This is a genomic window from Streptantibioticus silvisoli, from assembly GCF_027947535.2.
GTDB lineage: Bacteria > Actinomycetota > Actinomycetes > Streptomycetales > Streptomycetaceae > Streptantibioticus_C > Streptantibioticus_C silvisoli.
Genome location: NZ_JAAGKO020000011.1, coordinates 79198 through 93364 on the forward strand (window position 1 = coordinate 79198; position 14167 = coordinate 93364).

Here is a 14167-nt window from a genome sequence, read left to right on the forward strand (position 1 = left end):
TCACGGCAGCCGGTAGACGCGGCGGGCGTTGCCGTCGACCAGCAGGGCGGCGACCCGGTCGGCGTCGGGCCGTGACCAGGCGCCCTCGTCCACCCACGCGGTGAACAGCCGTTCCAGCGCGTCGGTGAACAACCGGGCGCCGGTGACGAACAGTTCGGGCAGCCCGTAGGCGTCGGTGGAGAACATCAGCTTGCCGAACGGCGCCAGCTCCAGGGTCTCGGCCAGCACGGCGGCGGCGCGGGAACCGGTGTGGGTCAGCGCGAGGCCGACGTCGGCGTAGACGTGCGGGAAGACGTGGGCCAGGTAGGCGGCCTGCCGGTGGTACGGGTAGCCGTGCAGCAGCACGATGGCGGCGCCGGAGTCGGCGGTGGCCCGCACGAAGTCGGTCAGCAGCGTGGGGTCGGCGCGGTCCAGGCGCAGGTCGGGGTCGCCGAAGCCGGTGTGCAGTTGCAGCGGCAGGCCGGTGGCGACCGCGTTCCACAGCAGGTGCCGCAGCAGGACCGGGTCGGTGACGCGTCCGCCGGGTGCCCGGGCCGCCAGCCAGTCCTCCGCCGCGAGCCGTACGTACGCCGGCGAGGGCGGCTGGGGGGCCAGCGCCAGCCCGTGGCGGTAGGCGGCGACCGACTTGAACGCGATGGCGGTCTCGGCGGCGGCGTGCACCGCCTCGGCGAGGTCGCTGACGAAGGCGGCGGCGGTGGCGGAGGCGTCGGCGACCTGTTCGGCGACGGACTCCAGCCGGACGATCTCGTGCGCGGCGCCGCCGGCGATGCCGGCCAGTTCGTCGGGTGCCGTCAGGTCGCCGGGCAGGCCGGTGTCGACCAGGAAGGTGCCGATACCGGTGCCGGCCAGCAGCCGGCGGGTGGCCTCGTAGGGTCCCAGTTCGCGGCGCCGGGCCAGGTAGTGCGCGGGCGGGCAGTGCGGTTCGAGCCCCAGCAGCGGCGGGCACCAGCGGCGTACCGCGAAGCCGGTCTGGGTGTCGAAGTACGTGGTGCCCGGCGCGGCGGGGGCGTGCGCCTCGGTGAGGTAGGGCTCGAAGGACCCTATGCCGAGCTGGGTCCTGACCACGCCGTGGCAGTGCTGGTCGATCAGCGGGGGCAGCGGGCTCGTCACGCTCATCAGTAGCGCCGCAGGGTCGCCGCCACCACGTCCTGCGGGGACCGGCCGGCGAGTGCCTCCTCCTCGGCGCGGCGCACGGCGAGCACGGCGTCGTGCAGCACCGGGCCGAACGCGGCGCGCAGCACGTCGTGCGCGGCGAGGTGGTCGGCGGCCTCGGTCAGGGTGCGCGGCAGCCGGGGGGTGCCCGGGGCGTTGACGGCCGGGTCGCCGCGGACCGGGGCGGGCAGCCGGGCGGCGGCCTCCAGCCCGGCCAGCCCGGCGGCGAGGACCGCGCCGGCCAGCAGGTAGGGGTTGGCGGCGGCGTCGCAGCACTTGACCTCGGCGTGCGCGCCGCCGGGTTCGCCGGGCGGGCCGCTGACCAGGCGCAGCGCGGCCTCCCGGTTTTCCAGGCCCCAGCACTGGTAGGCGCCGGCCCAGCGCGAGGGGCCGAGCCGCAGGTAGCTCGCCGGGGAGGGCGCGCCGACGGCCAGCAGCGCGGGCAGCGCGTCGAGGACGCCGGCCAGGAACGCCTCGCCCTCCGGCGTCAGCCCGTGCGGCCCGGCCCCGCCGCGCAGCAGTTCCCCGCCGGGGGCTTCGCCGGGGCCGGCCGCGCCGCTCGCCACCGCGCCGGCCGTGCCGCTCTCGCCGGGAGCCACCTCGTCGCCGGTGCCGGGCGCCACCTCGTTGCCGGAGCCGGGAGCCACCTCTCCGGGAGCCACTTCGCCGCCGGCGCCGGGCGTCACCTCACCGGTCGCCGCCTCGTCCGCCCCGGCCGGGGCCCCCACCGCCTGCGGTCCCGCGCGCCCCGCCGGAGCCGCGGTGAGGGAGAAGTGCAGGTGGCAGCCGTTGCCGACCTGGCCGGCGACGATCGCGGGGGCGAAGGCGGCGGTGAGGCCGTGGGCGTGGCTGACGGCGCGGACGGTCTCGCGGACCAGGACGACGTCGTCGGCGGCGGCCAGCGGGTCCGCCGGGGCGGTGCTGACCTCGAACTGCCCGGGGGCGTACTCGGGGTGCACCTGCCGGACGGCGACGTCCTGGGCGCGCAGCGCGCTGACGATGTCGCGCAGGTAGTCGGAGGCCGCGACCAGCCGGCTCATGCCGTAGGCGGGCCCGTCGAACGCGGGGACGTGGTGGCCGTCGGGGCCGGGGCGCAGCGCGACCCACTCGGTCTCGTACCCCATCGCGACCCGCAGGCCGCGGGCGTGCGCGGCGGCGGTCGTACGCCGCAGGAAGTGCCGCAAGCAGCCGGGGTGCGGGGTGCCGAGCTGGTCGAAGCGGTCGGCCGGGGCCCAGGCCCAGCCGGGCTGGGCGGCCAGGACGGTGAGCCGGCCCAGGTCGGGCACCAGCCGCAGGTCGCCGTCGGGGCCGCCGAGGTCGGCGGTGGCGGTGATGGCGTCGGCGGAGGTGAAGACGTCGAAGACCGGGGAGATGCCGACGCCGCGCACGGCGGCGTCGGCCAGCCGGTCGACCGGGACGGCCTTGACCCGGACGACGCCCGCGGTGTCGGTCACGGTGAGCGCGACCGCGGTCACCTCCAGCGCGGTCAGCCGGGCCGCCGCGCGGCGGGCCGCCGCGTACGTCTCGCGGTCGGCGTCCGGCGGCCTGGTCCGGTCCCGGTCCCCCGTGGCCATGGCTGCTCCTCGCCTCGCGGTCGGTGAACGTCGTCCACGCGTGCGGTGGATCACGTCCATGGTGCCGAGGGCAGGGGCGGATCAGCGGTTGGCGGCGCCGCCCAGCTGGATTCCGGCCATCCGCTTCCACTCGTACGGGCCGGTGCGCACGGTGGCGGCCAGCTCGCCGTCGAAGTCGTCGTGGACGGTGATCCCGGCACGTTCGACGGCACGCCGGGCGATCTCGTGGGACGGCGCGACCAGATCACCCCATGCCCCGTCGGCGCCGACCAGGACGATACGGCTTCCGATCTCGCCCAGGTACGCGATCTGGCCATCGGCGCTGCCGCCGTGGCCGGTGGCGAACGCGCTGATCTGCCGGGCGAGTCGTGCGACGCGGCGCTCGGTTCGGGCGTCCTGTCCGGTTTCCGCCGCCGGGGTCTCCTGCGATGTCTCTGGCATGATCTCGATGCTACCCGTCGGTAATCGGCCGGTACAGATTCACCGCGGTATGAGGTCCGTTACGCCGCCGGCCGCACCCCCGGCGACGGGGGCACGGCCGGTCCGCGCGGCGAACCGGCCCGGAGCCGGTCCGCCGGTGAGCGGTGGGGTCAGAGGTGGATGAACGGGTCGATCGCGACGGCGACGAACAGCAGGGTCGCGTAGGTGATCGACCAGTGGAACAGCCGCATCTCCTTCAGCGCGCCGCCGGTGACGCCGTTCCTGGCGCGGGCGTGCAGCGCGTGCGCCTCCTTCAGCCACCAGGCGCCCAGCAGCACCGCGACCATGCCGTAGACCGGCCCGGCGGCGCCCAGCGGCCACCACAGGGTCAGCGAGACGGCGACCATCACCCAGCTGTAGAGCACGATCTGCCGGGCGACCGCCTGGCTGCCGGCCACCACCGGGAGCATCGGCACGCCGACCCGCTCGTAGTCGTCCTTGACCTTCATCGACAGCGGCCAGTAGTGCGGCGGCGTCCAGAAGAACAGCACCAGGAAGAGCACGAACGGCGCCCAGGCGAGGTCGTCGCGGACCGCCGACCAGCCGATGAGGACCTGCATGCACCCGGCCACCCCGCCCCACACGATGTTCTGCGTGGTGCGGCGCTTGAGGCCGAGGGTGTAGACGAAGACGTAGTAGAGGATCGCGGTCAGCGACAGCACCGCGGACAGCGGGTTGACCAGCAGCGCGAACCACGCGGTGGAGACCACGGACAGCGTGATGCCGAAGACCAGCGCCTCGGCCGGTGAGACCATGCCGGTCACCAGCGGCCGCTGCGAGGTGCGGTCCATCAGCGCGTCGATGTCGCGGTCGATGTACATGTTGAGCGCGTTGGCGCCACCGGCCGACAGATAACCGCCGACCATGGTGGCGACCACCAGCCACAGGTCCGGAACGCCGTGCGCCGCCAGGAACATCACCGGAACGGTGGTGATCAGCAGCAGTTCGATGATCCGCGGCTTGGTCAGCGCCACGAACGCCATGACACGGGCCCCGAACGGCCGGTGCCTCGGTGGCGTCGTCGTGATGACCCCGGAGGGTCGGGAATCGACGGCCGTCACGAACACCTCTGGGAGGGAGAAAGACCAGCGGGACCATCACAGTTGTGACGACTTGCGGCGGTCCCCGCACGTACCACGCCACTGTAGACGCTGCCGTGACGCCGCCGACCGCCGGGGTGACCCTGTGTTGACCCCGGGCCGACCGGGTACCCGCCGAACGGTGGCCGGGGTCGCGTGCCGCGGGCACCACCGGTAGGCGAGACTATGTACCGGGAATGAACAAACCGTTCCGAGGTTGCTCCGGCAGGGGTGAACCCGACGGCGGGGCTGCCCAGCAAGGGTAGGCTCCAAACGCCCGGTGGGCGTATGGCCCGACCGGCTTATCGATCATTGTGGAGAGGAGCCCTGACCCAGGGTGAGCACCAAGCCGACCACCACAGATCTCGCGTGGACCGATCTGGACAAGCGGGCCGTCGATACCGTCCGGGTACTGGCCATGGATGCCGTGCAGAAGGTCGGCAACGGCCATCCGGGCACCGCCATGAGCCTGGCGCCCGCCGCGTACCTGCTGTTCCAGAAGATGATGCGGCACGACCCGTACGACCCGGACTGGACCGGCCGGGACCGCTTCGTGCTGTCCCCCGGCCACACCTCGCTGACGCTGTACATCCAGCTCTACCTGTCCGGCTACGGCCTGGAACTGGATGACCTGAAGGCGTTCCGCACCTGGGGCTCGCGCACTCCCGGCCACCCCGAGCACGGTCACACCACCGGTGTGGAGACCACCACCGGCCCGCTGGGCCAGGGCATCGGCAACGCCGTCGGCATGGCCATGGCCGCCCGTTACGAACGCGGCCTGTTCGACCCGGAGGCCCCGACCGGCGAGTCGGCGTTCGACCACACCATCTGGGCCATCGTCTCCGACGGCGACCTGGAGGAGGGCATCTCCGCCGAGGTCTCCTCGCTGGCCGGCCACCAGAAGCTCGGCAACCTGGTCGCCCTGTACGACGACAACCACATCTCCATCGAGGGCGACACCGAGACTGCCTTCAGCGAGGACGTCTGCGCCCGCTACGAGGCGTACGGCTGGCACGTGCAGCGCATCGAGCAGTCCGCCAGCGGCGACTTCGACGTCCAGGCGCTGCACCAGGCCCTGCAGGCCGCCCGCGCCGAGACCGGCCGCCCGTCGCTGATCGCCGCGCGCACCATCATCGCCTGGCCCGCCCCGCACGCGCAGAACACCGGTGCCGCCCACGGCGCGGCGCTCGGCGAGGACGAGGTCGCGGCCACCAAGAAGGTCCTCGGCTTCGACCCCGAGCAGCACTTCGGGGTCGAGGACAAGGTGCTGGCGCACGCCCGCGAGGTCGCCGAGCGCGGCCGCCAGGCGCACGCCGAGTGGGACAAGCGGTTCCAGCAGTGGCGCGCCGCCAACCCCGAGCGTGCCGCCGAGTTCGACCGCATCCGGTCCGGCAAGCTGCCCGACGGCTGGGAGAAGGCGCTGCCGGTCTTCCCCGAGGGCAAGTCCGTCGCGACCCGCAAGGCCTCCGGCGAGGTGCTGGGCTCGCTCGGCAAGCTGATCCCCGAACTGTGGGGCGGCTCGGCCGACCTGGCCGGCTCCAACAACACCACGTTCGACAAGGACTCCTCGTTCCTGCCGGTCGGCAACTCGCTGCCGGGCGCCAGCCCCTACGGCCGCACCGTGCACTGGGGCATCCGCGAGCACGCCATGGGTTCGACCATGAACGGCATCGCGCTGCACGGCAACACCCGTATCTACGGCGGCACGTTCCTGGTCTTCTCCGACTACATGCGTCCCGCGGTCCGGCTGGCCGCGCTGATGCGGCTGCCGGTCACCTACGTGTGGACGCACGACTCCATCGGCCTGGGCGAGGACGGCCCGACCCACCAGCCGATCGAGCACCTGGCCGCGCTGCGCGCCATCCCCGGCCTGAACGTGGTCCGGCCGGCCGACGCCAACGAGACCGCCATCGCCTGGCACGAGATCATGCGCCGCCACGACGCCCGTCCGGCCCCGCACGGCCTGGCCCTGACCCGGCAGAACGTGCCGACCTACCCGGCCAACCCGGACGCCGCCAAGGGCGGTTACGTGCTGCTGGACTCCGAGGGCGGCGCGCCCGAGGTCATCCTGATCGGCACCGGTTCCGAGGTGCAGATCGCGGTCGCCGCCCGCGAGCGGCTCCAGGCCGAGGGGGTGCCGGCCCGGGTGGTCTCCATGCCGTCGGTGGAGTGGTTCGAGGAGCAGGACCAGGCGTACCGCGACAGCGTGCTGCCGCCGTCGGTGCGGGCCCGGGTCGCCGTCGAGGCGGCCATCGGCCTGACCTGGTACCGGTTCGTCGGCGACGCCGGCCGCATCGTGAGCCTGGAGCACTTCGGCGCCTCCGCCGACTACGAGGTGCTCTACCAGGAGTTCGGCCTCACCGACGAAGCCGTGGTCGAGGCCGCCCGCGCCTCGCTCGCCGACGCCAAGCGCTGAACCCACCGCTTCAGACAATCCGAGGAGATGCAAGACCGATGACAGACGCACTCCAGCGCCTCTCCGACGAGGGCGTGGCGATCTGGCTGGACGACCTGTCCCGCAAGCGGATCACCTCCGGCAACCTCGCCGAACTGATCGAAGGCAGCAACGTGGTGGGGGTCACCACCAACCCCACCATCTTCCAGAAGGCGATCTCGGCCGGCGACGGCTACGACCAGCAGCTCGCGGACCTCGCGGTGCGCCGGGTCAGCGTCGAGGAAGCCGTCCGCATGATCACCACCGCGGACGTGCGGGACGCGGCCGACATCCTGCGCCCGGTCTTCGACCGCACCGACGGCCAGGACGGCCGGGTCTCCATCGAGGTCGACCCGCGGCTGGCGCACAACACGCACGCCACGGTCGCCGAGGCCAAGCAGCTGGCCTGGCTGGTGGACCGGCCCAACACCCTGATCAAGATCCCGGCCACCGAGGCGGGCCTGCCGGCCATCGCCGAGGTCATCGGCCGGGGCATCAGCGTCAACGTCACGCTGATCTTCTCGCTCGAGCGGTACCGCAAGGTGATGGACGCCTACCTGACCGGCCTGGAGAAGGCCAAGGAGGCGGGCCTGGACCTGTCGAAGATCCGCTCGGTCGCCTCGTTCTTCGTCTCGCGCGTCGACACCGAGATCGACAAGCGGCTGGACAAGATCGGCGGCGAGCGGGCTGCGGGCCTGAAGGGCAAGGCCGCGCTGGCCAACGCCCGGCTGGCGTACCGCGAGTACGAGGAGGTCTTCGGCTCGAAGCGCTGGGCGGCGCTGGAGAAGGCCGGCGCCCGCAAGCAGCGGCCGCTGTGGGCCTCCACCGGGGTCAAGGACCCGTCGATGCCCGACACCCTCTACGTCACCGAGCTGGTCGCGCCGAACACCGTCAACACCATGCCGGAGGCCACCTTGGAGGCCACCGGCGACCACGGTGAGATCACCGGCGACACCGTCACCGGCGGGTACGAGCAGGCGCAGGCGGACCTGGACGCGCTGGCCGCGGCCGGCATCGTCTACGACGACGTCGTCCAGGTGCTGGAGGACGAGGGCGTCGAGAAGTTCGAGGCGTCCTGGAACGACCTGCTCAAGTCGACCGAGGCGGAGCTCAAGCGCCTCGCCCCCTCGGAGGCATGAGACACGTGACGCTCACCAGCAATCCGCTGCGTGACCCGTCCGACCGGCGGCTCCCGCGCATCGCGGGACCGTCCGGTCTGGTCATCTTCGGGGTCACGGGGGACCTGTCCCGCAAGAAGCTCATGCCGGCCGTCTACGACCTGGCCAACCGCGGCCTGCTGCCGCCGGGCTTCTCGCTCGTCGGCTTCGCGCGCCGCGACTGGGAGGACGAGGACTTCGCCCAGGTCGTGCACGACGCCGTCAAGGAGCACGCCCGCACCCCGTTCCGCGAGGAGGTGTGGACGCAGCTGGCCGAGGGCTTCCGCTTCGTGCCCGGCGAGTTCGGCGACGACGAGGCGTTCAAGACCCTGGCGACCACCATCGCCGACCTCGACCGGGCCCGGGGCACCGGCGGCAACTTCGCGTTCTACCTGTCGGTGCCGCCGAAGTTCTTCCCCAAGGTCGTCGAGCAGCTGAAGAAGCACGGCCTGTCGGAGGGCCAGGGCGAGTCCTGGCGCCGGGCGGTCATCGAAAAGCCGTTCGGCCACGACCTGGCCAGCGCCCAGGAGCTCAACAAGGTCGTCCACAGCGTCTTCCCGCCCAACGAGGTCTTCCGGATCGACCACTACCTGGGCAAGGAGACGGTCCAGAACATCCTGGCGCTGCGGTTCGCCAACACCATGTTCGAGCCGATCTGGAACCGGTCCTACGTCGACCACGTGCAGATCACCATGGCCGAGGACATCGGCATCGGCGGCCGCGCGGGCTACTACGACGGCATCGGCGCGGCCCGCGACGTCATCCAGAACCACCTGCTCCAGCTGCTGGCGCTGACCACGATGGAGGAGCCCGGCTCCTTCCACCCCAAGGCGCTGGTGGCGGAGAAGCTGAAGGTGCTGGGCGCGGTCGAGCTGCCCGACGACCTCGGCAAGCACACCGTGCGCGGTCAGTACGCGCACGCCTGGCAGGGCGGCGAGGAGGTGCTCGGCTACCTGGAGGAGGACGGCATCGACCCCAAGTCCAAGACCGACACCTACGCCGCCATCAAGCTCACCATCAACAACCGCCGCTGGGCCGGGGTGCCGTTCTACCTGCGCACCGGCAAGCGGCTGGGCCGCCGGGTCACCGAGATCGCGGTGGTCTTCAAGCGCGCCCCCTACCTGCCCTTCGAGTCCGGTGCCACCGAGGAGCTGGGGCAGAACGCCCTGGTCATCCGGGTCCAGCCGGACGAGGGCATCACCGTGCGGTTCGGCTCCAAGGTGCCGGGCACCGCGATGGAGGTCCGCGACGTCACCATGGACTTCGCGTACGGCGAGTCGTTCACCGAGTCCAGCCCGGAGGCGTACGAGCGCCTGCTGCTGGACGTGCTGCTCGGCGACGCCAACCTCTTCCCGCGGCACCAGGAGGTCGAGCTGTCCTGGACCATCCTGGACCCGATCGAGCAGTACTGGGAGCAGCACGGCAAGCCCGCGCAGTACGCCTCCGGGACCTGGGGTCCCACCGAGGCGGACGAGATGCTCGCACGAGACGGCAGGAGCTGGCGCCGGCCATGAAGATCGATCTCACGGACACCAACTCGTCGAAGATCAACAACGGTCTCATCCACGCACGGCGGGCGATCGGCACCCCGGCCGTCGGCATGGTGCTGACCCTGGTCGTCGTCACCGACGAGGGCAACGCCTACGACGCGCTCCGGGCGGCCGGTGACGCCTCGCGCGAGCACCCCTCGCGCATCCTGGCGGTCATCAAGCGGCACGGCCGTTCACCGCGCGAGCGGGCCGGTTCGCGGCTGGACGCCGAGATCCGGGTCGGCTCGGACGCCGGCACCGGTGAGACGGTGCTGCTGCGGCTGCACGGGGAACTGGCCAACCACGCCGAGTCCGTCGTGCTGCCGCTGCTGCTGCCGGACGCCCCGGTCGTGGTGTGGTGGCCGGAGGACCCGCCGGCCCACCCGTCGGAGGACCCGCTGGGCCGGCTGGCGCAGCGCCGGATCACCGACGCCGCCGCCCACGAGGACCCGGTCGGCCAGCTCGGCAACCGGGCGGAGACCTACTCCCCCGGCGACACCGACCTGGCCTGGACCCGGATCACCCCGTGGCGCAGCATGCTGGCCGCGGCGCTGGACCAGAAGCACGCCAAGATCAAGGGCGCGGTCGTCGAGGGTGAGGCGTACAACCCGAGCACCGAGCTGCTGGGCATGTGGCTGGCCGACCGGCTGGGCGTACCGGTCGAGCGCCGGGTCTCCGACGGCCCCGGGCTGACCGCCGTGCGGCTGTCCACCGCCGACGGCGAGATCTGCCTGGACCGCGCGGACGGCGCGCTGGCGGAGCTGGCCGTGCCGGGGCAGCCGGACCGGCACGTGGCGCTCAAGCGGCGGGAGACCGCCGAGCTGATCGCCGAGGAGCTGCGCCGGCTGGACCCGGACGACATCTACGAGTCCGCGGTGAAGTTCGGCGTCGACCGGCTGTCGGCCGACGGCGGCCCGGCCGGCGGTGACGTCCCGGGTGCCACCGGTGCGTCGGCGCCGAAGAAGGCGGCGGCCAAGAAGGCGGCGCCGAAGTCCGACGCGGACGGGGAGCAGCCGAAGTGACCCCGCAGGTCGTGGTCCACCGGGACAAGGAGCTGATGGCGCAGGCCGCGGCGGCCCGGCTGATCACGAAGATCGTGGACGCCCAGTCCGCCCGCGGCACCGCCTCGGTGGTGCTCACCGGCGGGCGCAACGGCAACGCGCTGCTCGCGGCGCTCGCCGCCGCGCCGGCCCGGGACGCGGTGGACTGGGCACGCCTGGACCTGTGGTGGGGTGACGAGCGGTTCCTGCCCGCGGGCGACCCGGACCGCAACGACACCCAGGCCCGCGACGCGCTGCTGTCCTCGGTGCCGCTGACCCCGGAGCGGGTGCACGCCATGCCGGTCTCCGACGGGGAGTTCGGCGGCGACCTGGACGCCGCCGCCGAGGGCTACGAGCGGGAGCTGGCCGCCGCCGCCGGACCGCAGGACCGCACCCGCGTTCCGGCGTTCGACGTGCTGCTGCTCGGCGTCGGCCCGGACACCCACGTGGCGTCGCTGTTCCCCGAGCACCCGGGCGTACGGGAGTCCGAACGCACGGTGATCGGGGTGCGCGGGGCTCCCAAGCCGCCGCCGACCCGCATCTCGCTGACCCTGCCGGCCATCCGGCAGGCCCGCGAGGTGTGGCTGCTGGCGGCCGGTGAGGACAAGGCGCAGGCGGTGGCCATCGCGCTGTCCGGCGCCGGTGAGGTGCAGGCCCCGGCGGCCGGTGCCCAGGGCCGCAGCCGCACGCTGTGGCTGCTGGACCGGGCCGCGGCGGTGAAGCTGCCCCGGCAGCTGTATCCGCCGGCCTCCGGCTGACGGAGGAGTCCACGACGGCGACGGCCCGGCCGCGCACCCCTCACGGGGGCGCGGCCGGGCCGTCGTGCCGGGTGGCGCGGTGCGTCAGATCTCGCCGCGCAGCTTGGCCAGCGCCTCGGCGAGGATCGCCTCGCCGTCCGCGTCGCTGCGCCGCTCGCGCACGTAGGCGAGGTGCGTCTTGTACGGCTCGGTGCGCGGCGGGGCCGGCGGGTTGTTCTCGTCCTGTCCGGCCGGGAAGCCGCAGCGGGGGCAGTCCCAGGTGTCCGGGATCTGCGCGTCACTGGCGAAACTCGGCTGGGTCTCGTGCCCGTTGGAGCACCAGAAGGAGATGCGAAGACGGGGCGCGGACTCGCCGCGTTCCGCCTCACCCATCGGCCCCGCTCCGACCCGACTGCCTCGGATCGCGTTGCCACTTGCCACGGTCGTAACTCCCTGCGTGATGGTGCTGCCAGGTCGTCCAGTTTACGGAGACCTTACGACGCGTCCCGCTGCGGGCCAATGGGCCGGGCTGACGAGGGACACGGTCCCATGATAAGCCGCCGACGCGACAAGGCGTCAGTTGTGCTCCCAGTGGGGCCGTTACCGGTACGAACGCGCCAGTACGGCCGTCACTTCTGGAACTTGATGACCAGGGCGAGACCGACGACGGCGACCGCCCACAGCAGTCCGACGATGACGGTGATGCGGTCGAGGTTGCGCTCGGCGACGGACGAACCGCCGACGGAGGACTGCATACCGCCACCGAACATGTCGGACAGGCCGCCGCCCTTCCCCTTGTGCATCAGGACCAGCAGCATCAGCAGCAGGCTGAACACGATGAGGGCGATGGAGAACCCGATGACCACGGCTGGAGCCTCTCTGGGGGACAACGACGATCCGGGGGCCTTACGGCGATGCGGAGCCGGCCACGAGGAGATCGCGTCCGGCCCCGCCAGAGTACTTCGGAACCAGCCCGTCAGCCTACTGCCTGGTCGCCGAACCGGACGATCCTGACGAACTCCTCGGCGTCCAGCGCGGCACCGCCGACCAGTGCGCCGTCGACGTCCGGCTGCGCCATGATCGCCGCGATGTTGCCGGACTTCACCGAGCCGCCGTACTGGATGCGGACCGCGTCGGCCACCGTCGGGTCGTACAGCTGGTCCAGCTTGGTGCGGATCGCGCCGCAGACCTCCTGGGCGTCGTCCGGGGTGGCGACCTCGCCGGTGCCGATGGCCCACACCGGTTCGTAGGCCACGACCAGGGTGCGGGCCTGCTCGGCCGGCACGTCCTTGAGGGCGCCCTCGACCTGGGCGAGGGTGTGGGAGACCTGGTCGCCCGCCTTGCGGACCTCCAGGCCCTCACCGACGCACAGGATCGGGGTCAGCTCGTGCCGGAAGGCGGCCTTGACCTTGGCGTTGACGATCGTCTCGTCCTCACCGTGGTACTGGCGGCGCTCGGAGTGGCCGACGGTCACGTAGGAGCACCGCAGCTTGGCCAGCATCGCGCCGGAGATCTCCCCGGTGTACGCGCCGGAGTCGTGCGCCGACAGGTCCTGGGCGCCGTACTTGATCTTCAGCTTGTCGCCGTCGACCAGGGTCTGCACGGTGCGCAGGTCGGTGAACGGCGGCAGGACCGCGACCTCGACGGCCGCGTAGTCCTTGTCGTTGAGCGAGAAGGAGAGCTTCTGGACGTGCGCGATGGCCTCGAGGTGGTTGAGGTTCATCTTCCAGTTGCCCGCCATCAGCGGGGTGCGGGTGGTCGTCACGCGGTCAGTCCTCCAGTGCGTCGAGGCCGGGCAGCTTCTTGCCCTCGAGGTATTCGAGGCTGGCGCCGCCGCCGGTCGAGATGTGGCCGAAGGCGTTCTCGTCGAAACCGAGGGTGCGCACCGCGGCCGCGGAGTCACCGCCGCCGACGACGGTGAAGGCCGGACTGTCGACGAGCGCCTGGGCGATCGCCCGGGTGCCCTCGGCGAAGTCCGGGTGCTCGAAGACGCCGGCCGGGCCGTTCCAGAAGACGGTGGCGGCGTCGGCGAGCTTGGACGCGAACAGCTTGCGCGACTCCGGGCCGATGTCCAGGCCCATCAGGTCGTCCGGCATCGCGTCGGCGGCGACCGTACGCGGGTGGGCCGGCGCCTTGGTCTTCAGGTCCGGGAACTCGGTGGCGCCGACCACGTCGGTCGGCAGCACGAACTCCACCCCCGCCGCCTCGGCCCGCGCCAGGTAGTCGCGGACGGCCGGCAACTGGTCCTCCTGCAGGAGGCTGCGGCCCACCGGCAGGCCCTTGGCGGCCAGGAAGGTGAACATCATGCCGCCGCCGATCACGATGCGGTCGGCCTTGTCCAGCAGGTGGTCGATGACCCCGAGCTTGTCGGAGACCTTGGCGCCGCCGAGCACGACGACGTAGGGCCGGCTGACGTCCTCGGTGAGCTTCTTCAGCACGCCGACCTCGGTGGCGATCAGTCCGCCGGCCGCGTGCGGCAGCCGGGCGGGCAGGTCGTAGACCGAGGCGTGCTTGCGGTGCACGGCGCCGAAGCCGTCGCCCACGTAGGCGTCGGCCAGCGCGGCCAGCTCGTCGGCGAACGCGCCGCGCTCGGCGTCGTCCTTGGCGGTCTCGCCCGCGTTGAACCGCAGGTTCTCCAGCAGCGTGACCTCGCCGTCGGCCAGGGCGGCGACGGTGGCCTTCGCGCTGTCGCCCACGGTGTCGGAGGCGAACGCGACCGGCCGGCCGAGGAGTTCGGCCAGCCGCTCGGCGACCGGCGCGAGCGAGAACTGCGGGTCCGGCGCGCCCTTGGGGCGGCCGAGGTGCGAGGCGACGATCACCCGCGCGCCGCGTTCGGCGAGCGCGGTGATGGTGGGAACGGCGGCCCGGATGCGGCCGTCGTCGGTGATCTCGCTCCCGGAGAGCGGAACGTTCAGGTCGGCCCGGACGAACACCCGTCGGCCGGCGACGTCAAGATCGTCGATCGTCTTCACAGTGGCTCCTGGA

13 protein-coding genes are annotated in these 14167 nt (G+C 72.6%); 5 read left to right on the forward strand and 8 right to left on the reverse strand.

All coding sequences use genetic code 11. The features are described from left to right. The 4 genes from POF43_RS10510 to POF43_RS10525 form a co-directional block, all read right to left on the reverse strand. Positions 1-1116 (reverse strand): amidohydrolase family protein, encoded by a 1116-nt coding sequence (locus tag POF43_RS10510; protein WP_271312880.1) that lies wholly within the window; start codon positions 1114-1116, stop codon positions 1-3. Further along, positions 1116-2726: a type I glutamate--ammonia ligase gene (locus POF43_RS10515; protein WP_271322195.1), complete on the reverse strand. Its 1611-nt coding sequence runs from the start codon at positions 2724-2726 to the stop codon at positions 1116-1118. The genes POF43_RS10510 and POF43_RS10515 overlap by 1 nt, the downstream gene beginning before the upstream one ends. An 81-nt stretch (positions 2727-2807) precedes the next feature. Continuing rightward, positions 2808-3167, reverse strand: a complete 360-nt coding sequence (locus tag POF43_RS10520; protein WP_271312882.1) for a hypothetical protein — start codon at positions 3165-3167, stop codon at positions 2808-2810. Between the two features lie 149 nt (positions 3168-3316). After that, the gene (locus POF43_RS10525) at positions 3317-4267 is read right to left on the reverse strand and encodes a heme o synthase (protein WP_271322194.1); all 951 of its coding nucleotides are present in this window, start codon (positions 4265-4267) and stop codon (positions 3317-3319) included. A 355-nt stretch (positions 4268-4622) separates the two neighbouring features. On the opposite strand from POF43_RS10525, the gene tkt reads away from it, so the two are divergent. Genes tkt through pgl form a run of 5 tightly spaced genes read left to right on the forward strand, consistent with a single transcriptional unit; the run spans position 4623 to position 11203 of the window. Then, positions 4623-6701, forward strand: a complete 2079-nt coding sequence (gene tkt, locus POF43_RS10530) for a transketolase (protein WP_271322193.1) — start codon at positions 4623-4625, stop codon at positions 6699-6701. Between the two features lie 38 nt (positions 6702-6739). After that, a complete protein-coding gene (gene tal, locus POF43_RS10535; RefSeq protein ID WP_271322192.1) occupies positions 6740-7858 on the forward strand; it encodes a transaldolase in 1119 nt (372 codons plus the stop codon). After that, positions 7855-9390, forward strand: coding sequence for a glucose-6-phosphate dehydrogenase (zwf, locus tag POF43_RS10540; RefSeq protein WP_271312886.1), 1536 nt, complete (start codon positions 7855-7857; stop codon positions 9388-9390). The genes tal and zwf overlap by 4 nt, the downstream gene beginning before the upstream one ends. Continuing rightward, the gene (opcA, locus tag POF43_RS10545) at positions 9387-10427 is read left to right on the forward strand and encodes a glucose-6-phosphate dehydrogenase assembly protein OpcA (RefSeq protein ID WP_271322191.1); all 1041 of its coding nucleotides are present in this window, start codon (positions 9387-9389) and stop codon (positions 10425-10427) included. The genes zwf and opcA overlap by 4 nt, the downstream gene beginning before the upstream one ends. Beyond that, a complete protein-coding gene (gene pgl / locus POF43_RS10550) occupies positions 10424-11203 on the forward strand; it encodes a 6-phosphogluconolactonase (protein WP_372515948.1) in 780 nt (259 codons plus the stop codon). The genes opcA and pgl overlap by 4 nt, the downstream gene beginning before the upstream one ends. Before the next feature lie 84 nt (positions 11204-11287). Here the strand turns inward: pgl and POF43_RS10555 are convergent, their stop codons facing one another. From POF43_RS10555 to POF43_RS10570, 4 genes are all read right to left on the reverse strand, one after another. Then, positions 11288-11623 (reverse strand): RNA polymerase-binding protein RbpA, encoded by a 336-nt coding sequence (locus POF43_RS10555; RefSeq protein WP_078590626.1) that lies wholly within the window; start codon positions 11621-11623, stop codon positions 11288-11290. Between the two features lie 188 nt (positions 11624-11811). Beyond that, entirely contained in the window at positions 11812-12048 is a 237-nt protein-coding gene (secG, locus tag POF43_RS10560) for a preprotein translocase subunit SecG (protein ID WP_271312889.1), read from the reverse strand. Positions 12049-12158: 110 nt separating this feature from the next. Further along, positions 12159-12923 (reverse strand): triose-phosphate isomerase, encoded by a 765-nt coding sequence (gene tpiA, locus POF43_RS10565; RefSeq protein WP_271312894.1) that lies wholly within the window; start codon positions 12921-12923, stop codon positions 12159-12161. Positions 12924-12951: 28 nt separating this feature from the next. Further along, complete coding sequence (locus POF43_RS10570) at positions 12952-14154, reverse strand: phosphoglycerate kinase (protein WP_271312890.1); 1203 nt, start codon at positions 14152-14154, stop codon at positions 12952-12954. Positions 14155-14167 lie beyond the last annotated feature (13 nt).

Coding starts and splice junctions, on each gene's coding strand:
- POF43_RS10510 (WP_271312880.1), bottom strand. CDS start 1,116: ATGAGCGTGACGAGCCCGCTGCCCCCGCTGATCGACCAGCACTGCCAC.
- POF43_RS10515 (WP_271322195.1), bottom strand. CDS start 2,726: ATGGCCACGGGGGACCGGGACCGGACCAGGCCGCCGGACGCCGACCGC.
- POF43_RS10520 (WP_271312882.1), bottom strand. CDS start 3,167: ATGCCAGAGACATCGCAGGAGACCCCGGCGGCGGAAACCGGACAGGAC.
- tal (WP_271322192.1), top strand. CDS start 6,740: ATGACAGACGCACTCCAGCGCCTCTCCGACGAGGGCGTGGCGATCTGG.
- zwf (WP_271312886.1), top strand. CDS start 7,855: ATGAGACACGTGACGCTCACCAGCAATCCGCTGCGTGACCCGTCCGAC.
- opcA (WP_271322191.1), top strand. CDS start 9,387: ATGAAGATCGATCTCACGGACACCAACTCGTCGAAGATCAACAACGGT.
- tpiA (WP_271312894.1), bottom strand. CDS start 12,923: ATGGCGGGCAACTGGAAGATGAACCTCAACCACCTCGAGGCCATCGCG.